The organism is Saccharothrix xinjiangensis (assembly GCF_039527585.1).
Lineage (GTDB): Bacteria > Actinomycetota > Actinomycetes > Mycobacteriales > Pseudonocardiaceae > Actinosynnema > Actinosynnema xinjiangensis.
The window spans coordinates 22,458-37,419 of sequence record NZ_BAAAKE010000018.1 but is presented as its reverse complement, the minus strand read 5'-3'; the positions used below and the strand labels follow the sequence as shown (position 1 = coordinate 37,419).

10 protein-coding genes are annotated in these 14,962 nt (G+C 68.3%); 4 read left to right on the top strand and 6 right to left on the bottom strand.

Annotation, left to right across the window (positions count from 1 at the left end):
* Positions 1 to 65 precede the first annotated feature (65 nt).
* Entirely contained in the window at positions 66 to 1,106 is a 1,041-nt protein-coding gene (locus ABD223_RS28675) for an AraC family transcriptional regulator (protein ID WP_344039696.1), read from the bottom strand.
* Positions 1,107 to 1,214: 108 nt separating this feature from the next.
* On the opposite strand from ABD223_RS28675, the gene ABD223_RS28670 reads away from it, so the two are divergent.
* Positions 1,215 to 2,225, top strand: a complete 1,011-nt coding sequence (locus tag ABD223_RS28670) for an aldo/keto reductase (RefSeq protein ID WP_344039695.1) — start codon at positions 1,215 to 1,217, stop codon at positions 2,223 to 2,225.
* A 383-nt stretch (positions 2,226 to 2,608) separates the two neighbouring features.
* Here the strand turns inward: ABD223_RS28670 and ABD223_RS28665 are convergent, their stop codons facing one another.
* Together ABD223_RS28665 and ABD223_RS28660 are read right to left on the bottom strand one after the other, a co-directional pair.
* On the bottom strand, positions 2,609 to 3,760 hold the full coding sequence (locus ABD223_RS28665; protein WP_344039694.1) for an alkaline phosphatase PhoX: 1,152 nt from the start codon (positions 3,758 to 3,760) through the stop codon (positions 2,609 to 2,611).
* 1,089 nt (positions 3,761 to 4,849) lie between these two features.
* Positions 4,850 to 6,508: a glycoside hydrolase family 27 protein gene (locus tag ABD223_RS28660; protein ID WP_344039693.1), complete on the bottom strand. Its 1,659-nt coding sequence runs from the start codon at positions 6,506 to 6,508 to the stop codon at positions 4,850 to 4,852.
* Positions 6,509 to 7,095: 587 nt separating this feature from the next.
* Here ABD223_RS28660 and ABD223_RS28655 point away from each other — a divergent pair.
* Together ABD223_RS28655 and ABD223_RS28650 are read left to right on the top strand one after the other, a co-directional pair.
* Positions 7,096 to 7,470 carry an integrase gene (locus tag ABD223_RS28655; protein ID WP_344039692.1) on the top strand — a complete coding sequence of 125 codons (375 nt, stop codon included), beginning with the start codon at positions 7,096 to 7,098 and terminating at the stop codon, positions 7,468 to 7,470.
* 333 nt (positions 7,471 to 7,803) lie between these two features.
* Positions 7,804 to 8,844, top strand: a complete 1,041-nt coding sequence (locus tag ABD223_RS28650) for an IS630 family transposase (protein ID WP_344039691.1) — start codon at positions 7,804 to 7,806, stop codon at positions 8,842 to 8,844.
* A 167-nt stretch (positions 8,845 to 9,011) separates the two neighbouring features.
* Here the strand turns inward: ABD223_RS28650 and ABD223_RS28645 are convergent, their stop codons facing one another.
* The 3 genes from ABD223_RS28645 to ABD223_RS28635 form a co-directional block, all read right to left on the bottom strand.
* Positions 9,012 to 9,608 (bottom strand): SMI1/KNR4 family protein, encoded by a 597-nt coding sequence (locus ABD223_RS28645; RefSeq protein WP_344039690.1) that lies wholly within the window; start codon positions 9,606 to 9,608, stop codon positions 9,012 to 9,014.
* Positions 9,609 to 10,358: 750 nt separating this feature from the next.
* A complete protein-coding gene (locus ABD223_RS28640; protein ID WP_344039689.1) occupies positions 10,359 to 10,607 on the bottom strand; it encodes a hypothetical protein in 249 nt (82 codons plus the stop codon).
* A gap of 71 nt (positions 10,608 to 10,678) precedes the next feature.
* Positions 10,679 to 14,689: an nSTAND1 domain-containing NTPase gene (locus tag ABD223_RS28635; RefSeq protein ID WP_344039688.1), complete on the bottom strand. Its 4,011-nt coding sequence runs from the start codon at positions 14,687 to 14,689 to the stop codon at positions 10,679 to 10,681.
* Between ABD223_RS28635 and ABD223_RS43660 the strand changes: the two genes are divergently transcribed.
* Complete coding sequence (locus ABD223_RS43660) at positions 14,637 to 14,924, top strand: DUF2690 domain-containing protein (RefSeq protein WP_380646998.1); 288 nt, start codon at positions 14,637 to 14,639, stop codon at positions 14,922 to 14,924. The two genes, ABD223_RS28635 and ABD223_RS43660, sit on opposite strands and share 53 nt — an antisense overlap.
* Positions 14,925 to 14,962: the final 38 nt, after the last annotated feature.

Here is a 14,962-nt window from a genome sequence, read left to right as displayed (position 1 = left end):
CGTCGTGCCCCTGTTGGCCGGTTTGCTGGTGGCGTCGCCGGCATCGGCCGCCGCGAGCTCGTTATTCAGCGGTCTTCGGACTCCGAATCGTGAACCTCGGGCGGCTCCGTCGGCGCGAAATCATCGGGCCTGTGGCCCCTCGGCTGTGCGTTCAGTGAGGCGCGGAACTCTCGCGGTGACATCCCGACAACGCGCCGAAAAGCGGTGCTGAAAGCACTTTCGGATTGGTACCCAACGGCCCCCGCTATGGCCGTGAGGGAGTCCTCCGTGCGCAGCGCGGCGCGCGCCAGTTGCATTCGCCACTCAATGAGGTAGTCCAAAGGGGGTCTTCCTACCTTGTTCCTGAAGTTCTCGGCGAAAGCCGACCTCGACATCATCGCGATTTTAGCCAGCTCTTCGAGCGTCCAGCGGTGGTGCGGTTCGGCGTGTACAGCGCGCAACGCTGCCCCGATCCCGTCGTCGCTGACCGACGCGAGCCACCCCAAGGGCTTGTGGGACGAAAAGGCGTGCAACCTCAGCATGTGCACCAGGAGGATCTGGGCCAGGTGCTCGAGGACGAGTGACCGGCCCGCGTTGTGCGCCTCGATCTCGTGGACGAGGATTGCCGCAATGTTCCAGAGCAGCCTCCCGTCGGTATCGTCTGCTTTGATGATCACGGCTGGGGGAAGCGATGAGAACAGGGTGGATGCGTCGGAGTCCTGAAATTCGAAGTCGACGCTGCACGCGTACGTGACGGAGCGTTGCGAAATCTCGGGCCCGCTCCCGGGATCCTCCTCGCGGAGTGGCCCGTCCGAGTCGCGGGTTCGGGCCGCCTCGATCGAGCTCCCGAGGCCGTAGGGGGGCGGGTTCCCGAGGAGGTAGAAATCGCCTGTGCTCAGGAAAAGGGGGTCCAGTCCGTCGATGCACAGCCAGCACTCGCCTTCCACCACCACGCCGAGCTTGATGTGCGGAAAGGGGGAGAACCGAGCTCTCCACGGCGCCGTCGCACGGAGCGGGACGGGGGCGACGGTCCGGGGTCGCGCCAGCGCCAGGGCGTCCCGGAAGGGGTCGTGCGCATCGAGGGGGACCTCGGCGCCGGACGATCGGTAAACATTGCTGGACTCCACGTTATGGACTGTACGCCCAGCAGTGGGAACGATGGGTATCTGACGGCAGGAACTGCCAGGCGTGAGGAGCCTGCTCGTGCCGGATCGACCTGAGGAGTGAAGAGACGTATGCGATACCGATTTCTTGGCAGATCGGGTCTGCGGGTGTCGGAACTGTCACTGGGGACAGGTAATTTCGGTATGGGCTGGGGTCACGGGGCGCACGCGCCCGAGGCTCGGGCGATGTACGACATCTACAGGGAAGCGGGAGGGAACTTCATCGACACCGCTTCCAACTACCAGTCGGGGGACGCCGAGGAGTACCTCTCGGACATCATCTCCGCGGACCGCGAGGACGTGGTCCTGGCGACGAAGTACACCATGGGTACTTCGGCGAGCAGCGGCCTCCAGATGACCGGGAACAGCCGAAAAGCGATGGTCCAGTCCCTGGAGCAGAGCTTGCGCCGACTGGGCACCGACCGGGTGGACGTGTTCTGGGCCCACGTGGCCGACGCATCCACGCCCATCGAAGAGATCTTGCGGGCCTTCGACGACCTGACGCGCGCCGGCAAGATCCTGTACGCCGGTCTCTGCAATTTCCCCGCATGGCGCGTGGCCACGGGAGTCACCCTGGCGCAGCAGCGGGGTTGGGCCCCTCTCGTGGCGATCCAGGTCGAGTACAGCCTCGTCGAGCGCAGCGCCGACCGGGAGTTGGTGCCGATGGCGGAAGCCTTCGGCTTGGGCGTGCTCGGGTTCTCGCCTCTCGGCGGCGGTCTCCTGACGGGCAAGTACCGGCGAGGCGCAACAGGTCGGGCGCAGAGCTCGATCAGCCAGTTCCTCCACAAGGAGGACGACCCCGCCAAGGCGAAGGTCCTGGACGCCGTCGAGAGCGTCGCCCGGGACCTCGACACGACTCCGGAGCGGGTGGCGATCAAGTGGTCGATGTCGAAGGGGGTGATCCCCATCCTCGGACCGAGGAACGTGGATCAGCTCACGTCCAACCTCGCGGCCGGCGAGCTGGACATCCCGACGCGCCAGTTCGAGTGGCTGGACGAGGTGAGCGCGCCACGGCTGGGGTATCCCCACGAATTGTGGTCGGAGCACGAACGGGTGGAGAAGAACCAGTTCACCCAGCCGTGAGGGACGTCCGCGGGAACAGTGCCGTTCGCGCGGCTCCACGTCACCGAGCGGGCTCCAAGCTTGCAGTTTGAGCTGTTCGGCGGGGGTTGGCGCCCTTCTTGTGGTGGGCCGGTCGGGTGTATGCCTGGCCGGTGACGAGGAGCAGGCCGACGTCGGAAATTGTTCTCCGCTGCCCGGTCCGACGTCGACGAATCCGTCGACCGCGTCACCGGTGGCCGCTCTCGACGTGCCCGAGCTCATCGCCTTCCGACTCGTCCCGGGGTGGGAGCCCGGTCGCCGTCCACCACGGCACGGGGGGAAGGGCGACCCGCGTCCCGAACGGGACGCGGGGCCCGTGGTGGCGGGCGGGCGCACCCGCTCCGGACCGGGGAGAGCCGGCGTTGTTACAGCGAGGTGCGGAACGGGCCGGTGACCTCGTAGGTGATGCCGCCGCTGCTGGAACCGCTGGTGCCCCGCTGGGACGAGAAGTAGAGGCGGTTGCCGGCCGGGTTGAAGGCGACGCCGCAGATCTCGGAGGAGCTCTGGTTGGTGATGCGCAGGAAAGGCGCGACGACGTCGTTGGGCGTGATGACGCAGATCTCCATGTTGCCACCGTCCTCGGCGACGTAGAGGTCGCCGACGGTGGCACCGGTCAAGTTGTCCACTCCGGTGAGCGGCGGATTGCCGGTGAGGTTGTCGTCGTAGGCGATGGCGATGGTGTTCGCGACCGCGTTGTACGCCCACACGCGGTTGTCGCCCTTCGTGGTGAAGAAGCACGTGCCGTTGCGGTAGTAGGCGCCTTCACCACCGTTGAACACCTTGGCGCCGGAGACCTGCCTGCGGGTGCGGGTCGAGCTGCCCGCGGGGTCGGGGACGTTGACCCAGGACAGCGCGCCGCCGACCTCCTTCAGCACCTGCAAGGTGCCCCTGGACAGGTCGCCCCAGGTGGTGGGGACGAAGCGGTAGAAGCAGCCGTCGCTCTCGTCCTCGGTCAAGTAGATCACCTTGCGGTCGGGGTCGCAGGCGGCGGCCTCGTGGTTGAAGCGGCCCATCGCGGCCTGCCGGACGGCCGGGTTCACACCGTACGGGTCGGTCTCGTACACGTAGCCGCGGTCGACCTCCTCGCACGACAGCCACGTCTTCCACGGGGTGGCGCCGCCGGCGCAGTTGCGGTTGGTGCCGGAGAGGATGCGGTAGGCGCCGGTGACGTCGCCGCTGGAGTTGAACCGGATCGCGCTCGCCCCGCCCGCGGCGCTGCCCAGCTCGGCGTTGGACACGTAGATCCAACCCGTGCCGTCGGCGTAGCAGGCACCGCCGTCGGGGGCGCCGTGCCAGACGTAGCTCGTCCCGGGCACGGTCCTGGTGGAACGGGCGATCACCCGGCTGGTGAAGCCCTGCGGCAGCTGGATGCCGTTGGCGTCGGCGCTCTGGAGGCTGCCGTAAGGGCTTGGACCGGTCTTCGCAGGGTAGGCCACCGCTTCGCTCCACAGCGTGAAACCGAACGCCATCGAACCGCCACCGGCGACGGCCGCGCGCAGGAAGGTACGCCTTTCCACGGTTGCTCCTCCCCGCCGAGGGAGTGGTCCGCACCCAGTGGCGGATCGCGTCGCTCCACCCGACGTGTCGGGACAGCAGAGCGGGTGGACGTGAACTCCGGGTTCAGGTGTTCGTGAACCGATCGGCAACAGCTGTCGAACCGTGGTGACGAGGTGGAACTCCTTTCAAGGAAGAAATTCTCACGTTTCGCGCGCTGGTCGCCGTCAAGCATCCACGGTGTTTCACCGTTGACGGTTGCTTCGTGGTGACGCACGCCCGAGTCCACAGTGGCATGTCACGTCGACCGGCCGACGGACCCGCCGTCCGCCCCCCCCGCGGCCCGGACCGCCGGATCGGTTGTTGCCGGCCACCCCGGGCGAGATCTCCGGTGCCGCACAACCCCCGGACCCCTGAGCGGGTGACCGCGAAGCCACGAGGCCGGACCGCATCTGAGGGGAGCGATCACGTGATTGGGGACGCTCACCTCAACCACGTGATCCGAACCCCGAACAGCTCCTGGCCCGACTCTGTCGGTGATCTTGGAATAGCCGGCGTGCGGTGGAGGGTGACTGATCGGCAACGGCGAGGCTTCCAGGGGTCGGCGAAGTCGCAATACTCCCCGAGGTGGTCGGATGTGGTCACCGGTTGGCAAGCGGTTTGCGGTGGAGGTCCTGGAGCTCACCGCGCGGATGGCTCGTGCCGGCAATCCCGGTGGTACGACGGCGATGTGGGTGCGTGACCGCCTCGGTGGCCGGTGGAGGTCGAGGACTTCGCCCGCGACGACTTCCGCATCGACCAGCAGGACATCCCGCGCCTCGCTACCTGACGAGCCGTCGACTGACACGCCGGCGACCAAGATCACCGACAGGGTCGAGCCAGTGGTGTCGGAAGCGGTGACGCTCATCCCGCCGGGCACGGTGGGCGGTTGGGTGTCGGCCCGGCACTGCGGCACGGCGGTGCGGGAGCGCGAGGCCACCGCACCGCCGCGACCGGCCCGCCGGCTCAGGGCGCCGTGCGGGCCGAGTCCTCGGAGGGTGAACCGGGTGGGTGAGGTGTTGGTGTCGTCCCGGTCGGCGGCGAACCCGGAGCTCGCGGTCGCCGCCCGAGGATCAGGTGCGGGTCCACCTCTGGTTGGTGCCGCCGTGGCAGTCCCAGATGATGACCTTCGTCCCGTTGGCGGTGGCGCCGCCGTTGACGTCCAGGCACTTGCCCGACGCCACCGCCGTCACGCTGCCGTCGGAGTTGACGCGGAACTGCTGGTTGCCCTGGCCGTTGCAGTCCCACAACGTCACGGCGGTGCCGTTGGCCGTGCCCTGGTTGTAGATGTCCAGGCACTTCGCGCCGTCGTAGGCGCGCAGCTCACCGGCCGCGGTCGTGGTGAAGCGCTGGTTGGTCTGGCTGTTGCAGTCCCAGATCTGGGCCAGGGCGCCATTGGTCGGCGTGCTGCCGGGGATGTCCAGGCAGCGGCCGGAGCCCTGGCTCGCCAGTGAGAACGACGTGGGCGCGGGACCCCCGCCACCGCTGACGACGTACACCGCGGTGCCGTGCGCCGGGACGCTGGCCGAGATGGCGCCGGACGTGGTGGTCGTGCCGTTGCTCCAGGCGTCGCGCAGGGTGAACGAGCTGCCGGACAGGCCGACCGCGCTCGCCGTGGTCGAGACGGTGGTCGTGCCGCCGCCCTGGTTGAACAGGGCGACCGCGACGTTGCCGTTGACCAGCCGCTTGGCCAGGACGCGTCGGGTGCCGTCGTTGGAGACCTGCCTGGCCTGCAGGCCGAGGCTGTCCTGGTTGATGGCGATGAGGTTGGCGTTCTTCTGGATGGTCGACGTGGCGGCATCCATGTTGCGCAGGTCGTTGCCGGCGATCAGCGGTGAGGCCATGATCGCCCAGAGGGCGAAGTGGCTGCGCATTTCGGTGTCGGTCATCCCGCCGCGGCCCACCTCCATCATGTCCGGGTCGTTGAACGCGCCCGGCCTGGCGTAGGAGGCGAGCGGCACGGTGACGTTGACGATGTTCTGGATGCCCATCGGGTAGCCGTTGGTCTGCCCGGTGTCCCACTTGTTGGTGATGTCCTCGGTCGTGCGCCACATGTTCGCCACGTCGCCCCAGTCGCGACGCGGCCCGGTCTTGTCGTGGATGCTGTTGGAGTTGATGCTGTAGACGATCGGCCGCCCGGTGGCCCGCAGCGCGTCGCGCATCTTGGCGAACGTGCGCACCTGGTCGTCGATCGTCCCGCTGGGCGAGCACCAGTCGTACTTGAGGAAGTCCACGCCCCAGGCGGCGAACTGCCGGGCGTCCTGCACCTCGTGGTTCAGGCTGCCGGTGGCGCCGGGGTAGGAGTCGAAGTACTGGGCGCAGGTCTCGGCCAGCGGCGCCTGGTAGATGCCGAACTTCAGCCCGCGGGCGTGGATGTAGTCGCCGAGCGCCTTCATGCCGCTCGGGAACCGGCTCGGGTCGCCCTGGAGGTTGCCCGACGAGTCGCGGTTGGGGTTCATCCAGCAGTCGTCGACGACCACGTACTGGTAGCCGGCGTCGCGCATGCCGGAACTGACCATCGCGTCCGCCATCTGCCTGATCAATGCCTCGTTGATGTTGCAGCCGAACGTGTTCCACGAGTTCCACCCCATCGGCGGGGTGCGCGCCACTCCGTTCTCCAACGCCTGCGCGGACGACGCGGGCAGTACCGCCGTCACCGTGGACAGCAGCAGCATGCCTGCCGCCAACAGCGTCGCCGCCCTGCGGGGACGGGGAAGTCGAGTTGCTGTCACCTGATTTCGCTCCTCGGTGCGTACGACATTCCGGCTGCCACCCGTGCTGCCGCACGGCCGGGCAAAGCGTTGCCCATTGCTCCGGAATTCCGGGTTGGACAGATCCGCCGGCGGGCTGTGACGGGGCGGCTTCCGTCAGCGGCGCAGGCTTCGACGGAGACAGTGTCGCACCTGTTGTTCACGCTCACAAGACTGCTCAAATAAAAACGAGTGTTCGTTAGCTGGCGTGAGGTACCCATTTGAGACGTTACGCTCACGTATGTCCATAGGCTGCATCTACCTGCGACTATTCGATTTTGAGGTCAGGTGGTTCGACGATAAGCCAACGACATCGGACCTAGGTGAGCGCTAACAATTTAGCTGAGGTGGTGCGTTGACTCCCTGCCCTCTGCGTGGCTACATTGAGCCATTTTCATCGTGACGTTGCAGGTCGCGGCACAGGCTGAGCGGTGGGAGTGCGGTGGGCGAGGCTCCCGGCGAGGCGGCAGTCGACCAGGATCCGATGCCCCGACCGGGAGCCCCTGTGCCGCTCGAAAAGTCATCGCCGCTGGTAGAGCAGTGCAGACGCCGCTTGAGAGCATGCTCGGGTGATCGTGTCTCTGCTGTGCAAGGTGACCCGGAGGTTGCTGTCCGTTCCGTCGGTGCTGCTGGGCAGCGAGGCGGCGACGGACGCCGAGTTGCTCGTGCCGCAGCACGAGAACGCGGTACTTCGTCGGCACCTGGCGGATCCGATCCGCCACGAGCCTGTAGACCGGTTCTGGTTCGCAGCCCTCTCCAGGCCGGTGGATCGTCGGCGCCTGCAGGAGGTCTTCCCGGTCACGCCGGGCACCCTGCTCACCTGGCACCGCAAACTCATGGCCCGCAAGTGGGACTACTCCGCACGGCGACCTGACGGTCGCCCACCGACCCGAGCGGCGATCAAGGCGCTCGTGCTGCGGCTCGTCAGAGAGAACCCGCGGTAGGGGCACTGGCGGATCCAGGGCGAACTGGCCCATCTCGGCCACCGCGTCGCTCACTCGACGGTCTGGCAGATCCTGCACGACGCGGGCATCGAACCGGCGCCACGTCGTCACGGCCCGACCTGGCGAGAGTTCCTCACCGCCCAGGCCGAGAGCATCATCGCGCCGGACTTCCTCTACCTGGGCACCGTGTTCGGCACACGCCTCTACTGGCGGGTCTCGGGGGGTTGACCCGGTAATCGGTCCTGTGGGTTGATCGGCCAGGCTGGTCCCGCATGTCGAGTGCGGGAGGTGGTCGTGGCTCGTCGACCGAGCGTGTTCGTGAGGCCCTTGTCGATGGAGGAGGGGCGGAAGCTCCAGCGGGTCAGCAGGACCGCGAAGGATCCGGTGCGGTTGCGGCGGGCGATCGTGGTGCTGATGTCCGGTCAGGGCCAGGCGGTCCGGGACATCACCTCGTTGATGCGGGTGAGCGAGGACTACGTGCGTGACGTGATCCGCGCGTTCAACGAGCGGGGGTTCGCGGCGCTGGACCCGAAATGGAGCGGCGGGCGGAGTCGGACGATCGGTGAGGCGATCCGTGAACGGATCCGCCTGATCGCCCGCACTGCGCCCGCCGACTGGGACCTCACCGCGTTCTCCACCTGGTCACTTGCGAAGCTGCGTGACCATCTGCTCGACCGCGGCACCGTCGCTGTGATCAGCCGGGAGACCCTGCGCCGCATCCTGCGCGACGCCGGCGTGTCCCGGCAGGCCACCACCACTTGGAAGGCCTCCACCGACCCGGACTTCATCGCGAAGATGCAGCGGATCCTCGACCTCTACGACCACCCGCCCGACGACGGACGCGCGATCTGCCTGGACGAGTTCGGACCGCTGAACCTGATGCCGCGCAAGGGCAAGGCCTGGCGACCGGCGACGTCACCGCGCCGATTACGAGCCACCTACAACCGGCGTCACCGCGTGATGCACACGCTCGCCGCACTCGACCTGACCACCGGGAAGATCCACTACCGGATCCGGCGCCGCAAACGTCATCACGAGTTCCTCGACCTGCTCAAAGCCCTCCGCGCCCGGTGGCCCGACCAGCGGCTCCACCTGGTCATGGACAACTTCTCCCCGCACCGGCACCCCGACGTCCGCGAGTGGGCCGTCGACCATGACGTCGAGTTGGTCTTCCTGCCGACCTGCTCCAGCTGGTTGAACTGGATCGAATCCGAGTTCGCCGCCCCGCGCTACTTCGCCCGGGGCGGCACCGACCACCGCAGCCACGCCGAGCAGAACGCCGCCATCGCCTCGTTCATCCGCCGGCGCAACGCCCGAGCCACACCCAAGACCGGCTTCGCCACCGACTCACCCATCCGCACCTGGACCCATTAACCGGCCAAGGCTGCGTGACCAGCCACTAGCTGGGTCTTTCAGCTCAGGCTGAGGCGCGGTGACGGAGGTTTCTGCGAGGGCTTCCCATCCCGCAGAGCCTCACCGTGGGGCGGACCCGGTCGGCGCGGTGCTCATGGCTCATCCGTGCCGAGCGGTGCGTGGTCCCCCTACCCTTCCCGGTTCGACCAGGACAGGAAATCCGACCAGAACGCTGCTGTGGCGGCAACGACGTGCCGCTCCTCGTCGGCTCTGCCCTGCGGGCCGCCGAACTCCTGGTGCACGTAGTCGATGAGGTCGTACCCGTAGGGGATGATGTCGGCGCCGCGGATCGACAACACCGGGTGGGCGAATGTCGCCTGGCCCGCGGGCAGGTAGCGATGGGAGTAGACCGGAACCAGCTGCGGCACTGACGCCAAGTGCGCCCTCGCGCCGGCTACGGCGTCGGTCTGCCGGGCAGGGCGCGTGCCCCAGCTCGGGTGCCAGAAGTCCGCCTCCGTCACCGCGAACACCACGTCCTCGACCGGTCTGTCGAGCCAGGAACGAAGCTGTGCGGCGTTGCCGTGGCGCCAGTCGGGCCATGCCCCTCCCGTGGGCAGCCCCACCGCGAGAAAAGCGCGGTGGTCGTCGGCGAACGCGAACCCGAACCGCGCTTCGATACCGGTCAACTCCTGCTCCGTCAACCCTGGGCGGATCTCGGCGCGTCCGAGCCGGGCCAGCAGGCGTGCGGCCTTGGCGCCGAGACTCACCCCGAACGGATTGATCATTTGTGCAGTTTACAGCCCCATGGCGTGCAATCAGGGCCCAAGAGCTGCGAGCTCGTCGACGCGCAGAAGATGTACGACGCGCATCGGAGCGATCGTCAGCACCGCACTCGCCCCGCTCGACATGGGAGGACCAGCCTGGACCGTCAGCAGACCGAGCCGATTACCGGGTCAACGTTCCGAGATGCGGCACTACGTCCTGGCGTTCCTCGAACACGGCGCCCGACGCCTGCACATCACCGGCGTCACCGCCCGCCCGACCCGGGATGGACAGCGCAACAGGCCAGAACCTCGTCGTCGACCTCGGCACACGCATCGAGTCCTTGCGACTTCTGCTACGTGACCGCGACGGCAAGTACGGCCAGACGTTCGACACCGTCTTCCGGGCCGACGACCTGCACGTGATCACCAGTGCCGCAAGCGCCCTGGATGAACGCCCACAGCGAACGGGTCATCGGCACCATCAGACACGAAGTCCTCGACCACATCCCGATTCTGGGCGAAGCCCATGCACGGCAAGTCCTCAAGACCTACGAAGGTCACTAAAACCGACACCGATCCCACCAGATCCGTGACCAGCTACCACCCGACGTCCAGCAGCACCCCACCGCCGTGCACAACCTCGACACCCGCAGACTGCTCCGCACCCGCATCCTTGGCGGACTCGTCAACGAGTGCAGACGCTCCGCTTGACCAGCAGCGATGACTTTTCGAGCGGCACAAGGTCCACTTCTTCGCGACCAGGCGTCGGTGCTATCGCAGGACGGTGCCCGGTGTCACCAACCGGTGTTGTCGTAGCCAGTCGGGCAGGCGTCGCACCAACACGGCGAGCACAGCGCGGTCGGCCCGGTTCCACCGCGGGCGAGGGTTGGTCCGGCGCAGCACGGCGACTTCTTGCCGCAGCACCAGCAGCTCCACGTCCTTGGCCGTCGATGACCGGCCGAGCAGGACCAGCCGGCCGACGAGCCGCACGAAGATCAAGTAGAGCAGTCGTGGCGCCACATTTGAACACGCGACCACACCGGTCGGCGACCTCGTTCTGCCGCCCGCCATGCAGGACAACGCCACCGGGCTCAGGCGTTGGCGGGCGGGAGGCCACGCTCGGTTCGCTGCGCGGCCAGTGCCCGGACCTGCTCGATCGGCGCGCAGGAGTCGCAGGTCCACAGCCGCGTCACGCCGTCGGCATGTGCGCTGACCAGCCGCTGCGCGTTCCGGCCGTAGGCGACCGACGGCGCCATCGGCCCGCTCCAGCGGACGACGATCGGGGCCTGACCATTGCCGACGGGCCAGAACCTGACCGTCTTGTCGCTGCCTGTGCTGGCTATCCACCGGCCGTCCGGGCTGTAGGCCACGTCCCACACCATGCCCTCGTGACCGCGCAGGACGACCGGCGGCCCGGACCCGTCTGCGGCCCACAGCAGCACGGTTCCGTCCTGTGTCCCGGCGACGATTCCGGTTCCGTCCCGGCTGAACTCGGCGCTCCACATGATCCGGTCCTGCCCCGCCCCCAGTACGTGTAGCGGGACACCCGTACGAGTGTCCCAAACGCGCAGGGTGCCGTCGTCGGACGCGCTCACCAGCCGCCCGCCGTCCGGGCTGAAAGCTGTCCGGCGCACGGAGTGCCGGTGCCCTCGCAGCACGGTCGGCCGGGTGGGCTCGTCGACCCGCCACAGGTGCACCGACCCTTCCGGCCCGGAACTCGACACCAGCAGGCCGTCCGGGCTCAGAGCCACTCCCAGCGCGTCCGGACTCGACGGCTGGGTGAGCAGCAGCGTGCCGCTGCCGGTGTCCCAGACGCGGATGACCCAATTCTCGGCGAGCGCGGCGGCCCGTCGGCCATCGGCGCTGACGGCGACACGGAGCACCGTGGCCTGATCGCCCTGGAGGACCGTCGGTGACCCACCGGACCCGGTACGCCAGACCCGTACCGTGCCGTCGTAGCCGCCGCTGACCACGGTCGTCTCATCCGGGGTCACGGCCGTGTCCAGCGCGGGGCCCTGGTGCCCGGCGGGCAGGGCGAGCACCTCCCCGCCCGCGGGATCCCACAGGCGCAGGGTGCCATCGGTCCCGGCGCTGATCAGGCGCGTGCCATCCGGGCTGAACCGCACTCCCGCCACGCCGCCCGCATGCCCGCGCAGCTCGAACGGTTCGGTTCGCGCGGTCATGTCCCAGAGCCGGAGCACGCCATCACTGCCGCCGGTGACGACGGAACGTCCGTCCGGTCCGAACACCACCGACGTGAGTTCGCTGGTGTGACTGTCGAACACCTCTGGCGGCCGCTCGCCGCCGAGGTGCCAGACCCGCACCGCGCCGTCCCCGCCCGCACTGGCCAGTCGGCCGTCATCGTGGCTGAAGACCAGTGCCTTGACGTGGTGGGTGTGGCCGACGAGCACGTCCGGATCACCCGGCGTCCCGACCGGCCACATGCGGATAGCCCGGTCGTCCCCGCCCACCGCGAGCCGCTGCCCGCTCGGATCGAACGCCAGGCTCAGCACCCGGCCGGGCGCGGGGAGCACCCGCGGCTCGGTGGCTGCCGGATCCCAAAGACGAACAGTGCCGTCGTCACCACCGGTGGCCAACTGCCCGGCAGGGCCGAACGCCACGGCGTTCACGTTCCCGGTGTGGCCGGGGAGCGCTCGACGCGGGGCGCCCGAACCGACGTCCCACAGCGTTGCCGCGCCACCCGAACCCACAGTGGCCAGTAGCAGGCCATCGGGACTGAAGTCGACCCCGGCGACCGGGCCGCCGGTGGCCAGCACCGTCGGCTCCTTGCCGAGCACGTCCCCGGCTCGATCCCAGATCCGGACCGTGCCGTCGTATCCGGCACTCGCCAGCTTGGCGCCGCTGGAGCTCACGGCGAGTCCCGAGAGATAGCCCTGGCCGGTGTCCAGCGCGGCCCGTCCGCGGAATTCGGCCACCGCCTGGCGCAACACCGCCGCCGCTTCGGCGGACGGCGAACTGTCGAATGCCCGCACGGCCAGCGACAGCCCGAGTTCCGGCTGCCTGGCCAGTTCGGCGCGGGCGGTGGCCACCTGCTGCCGGTGCGAGGCCAGGTCGCGTTCGGTCGCCACCCGGTCCGCCTGTACGACGGCGAGCCCGGCCAGGAGGCTGACCACCACCAGCGCGCAGCTCAGGCCCATGACAACCAGGTTCCGTCGGCGCCGCGCGGCGGCGTGCTCCCGAAGAGCACCGGCTCGGCAGGCTGTGAGGAACTCCCGCTCCTGATCGTTGAGCGCGGTCTCGGGTCGGCGCTCCCAAGCGGCCAGCCGGGCACCGCGGTAGAGCAGCCCCGGATCCCGCCCATGGCTGTCCCAGTCCGCCGCGGACTCCGTCAGCCGCCGGTGCAGGTGCAACGCTTCCCGATCTTCGGTCAGCCACTCACACAGCCGCGGCCAGGACCTGATGAGCGCCTCATGAGCGATCTCGACCGTGTCGCGGTCGAGCGTGAGCAGCCTCGCGGTCGCGAGCCGTTCCAGCACCAGAGCGAGATCAGCGTCTTGGCCGTCGAGTTCGGCACGGGTGATGCGGCGCTTGGTGTCCGCAGTGCCCTCGCCCAGTGCGGTCAGCCGCAGGAACAGATCGGCCGCCACCTGCCGCTGACGGGGTTCGAAGGAGTGGTAAACCGCCTCCGCGGTCTGCCGCAGAGCACCGTCGATTCCACCGGTCGCCTGGAACCCGGCCAGTGAAAGGGAATTCCCGCGCCGCCGCCGCCAGGTTTCGAGAAGCGCGTGTGAGAGCAGCGGCAGGACGCCCACCTCACTGTCCGCGTGGGTGCACAAGGTCGCCAACAAAGCCGATTCCACCGAGCAATTCACACGAATCGCTGGTTTCGTGATTGCGTCGCGGAGATCCTGTCCCGACATCGGGCCGACCACCACCTGGTGGTCCTGCAACACATCGACCAGTCCCGGGTAGCGGCTGCAATGACCGTAGAAATCGGCCCGGACCCCCAGCACGATCCGCACCCGGCTGTTCTCCGCCGCCGCCGCGGTCACCAGCAGCTCGATGAACCGGGAGCGTTCCCGCTGGTCACCGCAGAGCGTGAAGACCTCCTCGAACTGATCCACGATGAGGATCAGTTCGGCGTCGTTGGGCCGGCTGGTGAGCGCCTGCCGCACCAGCCGGTGCAGGCCACGTCCGCCCTCGGACAGGTCGTCGAGCAACGTGGCCGGGCTGCTCCCGAGCGGCGCGGCGAACTGGATCGCGCACTCCTCGATCGGGTGCCGCCCCGGCGTCATCGTGATGACCACCGACGTCCCGGCCCGGAGTTCCGGCAGCAGCCCCGCCCGCAACAGCGAACTCTTCCCCGCGCCCGAGGCTCCGACCACCGCGACAAGACGGTTCGCACGGACCCGCGCGCTCAGCTTTGCGAGCAGATCCCCTCTGCCGAAGAACAGGTCCGCGTCACTTTCCTGGAACGCGCTCAAACCCACATAAGGAGCACGAGCGGCGGGATCGAGTGGCTCGGGTTCCGTCTGCCGTGCGAGTTCGGCGGCGACCTCGTGCCAGCGTTTCTCCCATTCTCCGGAATCCCCGTCACAGGCACGGACATAGGCCAACACGATCGTCAGACTGGGCAGTTTTCGGCCACCGGCAGCCGCCGACAACGCCGAAGCGGACACATGCGCCCGCGCGCCGAGTTCCCGATACGACGGCTGCCCCACCTCCTCCCGAAGTCGCCGGAGATCCCTGGCGAATCGCACGAGTTCGTCGTCCTCATCACCCAACGGCCGTTCGCCACGAGGCAACGCGCCACCCCCCTCCACCCCCAAGGGGATTGTGCATGATCTGTTGTCCAGTGTCCAGCGGCCGATCGTGCACAACCGATCGGTGCTACACATCAATGGTTCGCACCGATCGAGGAGGAATTCCATGGCAAAAAGATCTGCTCGGAAGATCGGGATCCTGTTCGCCGCAGCGGTGGCGATCCCGCTCATCACGATGACCTCGGCGTCCGCCGACACCGACGGCCGGTCAGGCATCGCGGGACTTTGCCACGCGTGGGAATGCGAGGGACTGTGGCCCGACGTCATGCTCTGCGACCAGGACGCGAGGACGGTGAAGACAGCGAGCGTGCAGGGCATCTCCATCCACCTCCGCTACAGCCCCTCCTGTCGATCGGCCTGGGGCCGTATCAGCGGAGGCGCACCAGGTGACCGGGTACGCGTCCACAGTTCGGACGGATCGCACTTCGGCCGGACGAATGGGCCGGGGGTCACCGGCACGTGGACCCAGATGGTGGACGACGCGAACAAGGTGGCCTGGGCGTGCGCTCACGACGTGGGCACGGGACAGGAGAACTGCACCGGGAAGTACTGAACCCACGTCCTGACATGGTTCGCCCAGGAAACCCGCGA

Excerpts from the sequence above, each read along its gene's own strand:
- ABD223_RS28635 (WP_344039688.1), bottom strand. The coding sequence starts at position 14,689 with ATGCCCTGCACGCTCGCTGTCTTCACCGTCCTCGCGTCCTGGTCGCAG.
- ABD223_RS43660 (WP_380646998.1), top strand. The coding sequence starts at position 14,637 with ATGCTCTGCGACCAGGACGCGAGGACGGTGAAGACAGCGAGCGTGCAG.
- ABD223_RS28670 (WP_344039695.1), top strand. The coding sequence starts at position 1,215 with ATGCGATACCGATTTCTTGGCAGATCGGGTCTGCGGGTGTCGGAACTG.
- ABD223_RS28650 (WP_344039691.1), top strand. The coding sequence starts at position 7,804 with ATGGAGGAGGGGCGGAAGCTCCAGCGGGTCAGCAGGACCGCGAAGGAT.
- ABD223_RS28645 (WP_344039690.1), bottom strand. The coding sequence starts at position 9,608 with ATGATCAATCCGTTCGGGGTGAGTCTCGGCGCCAAGGCCGCACGCCTG.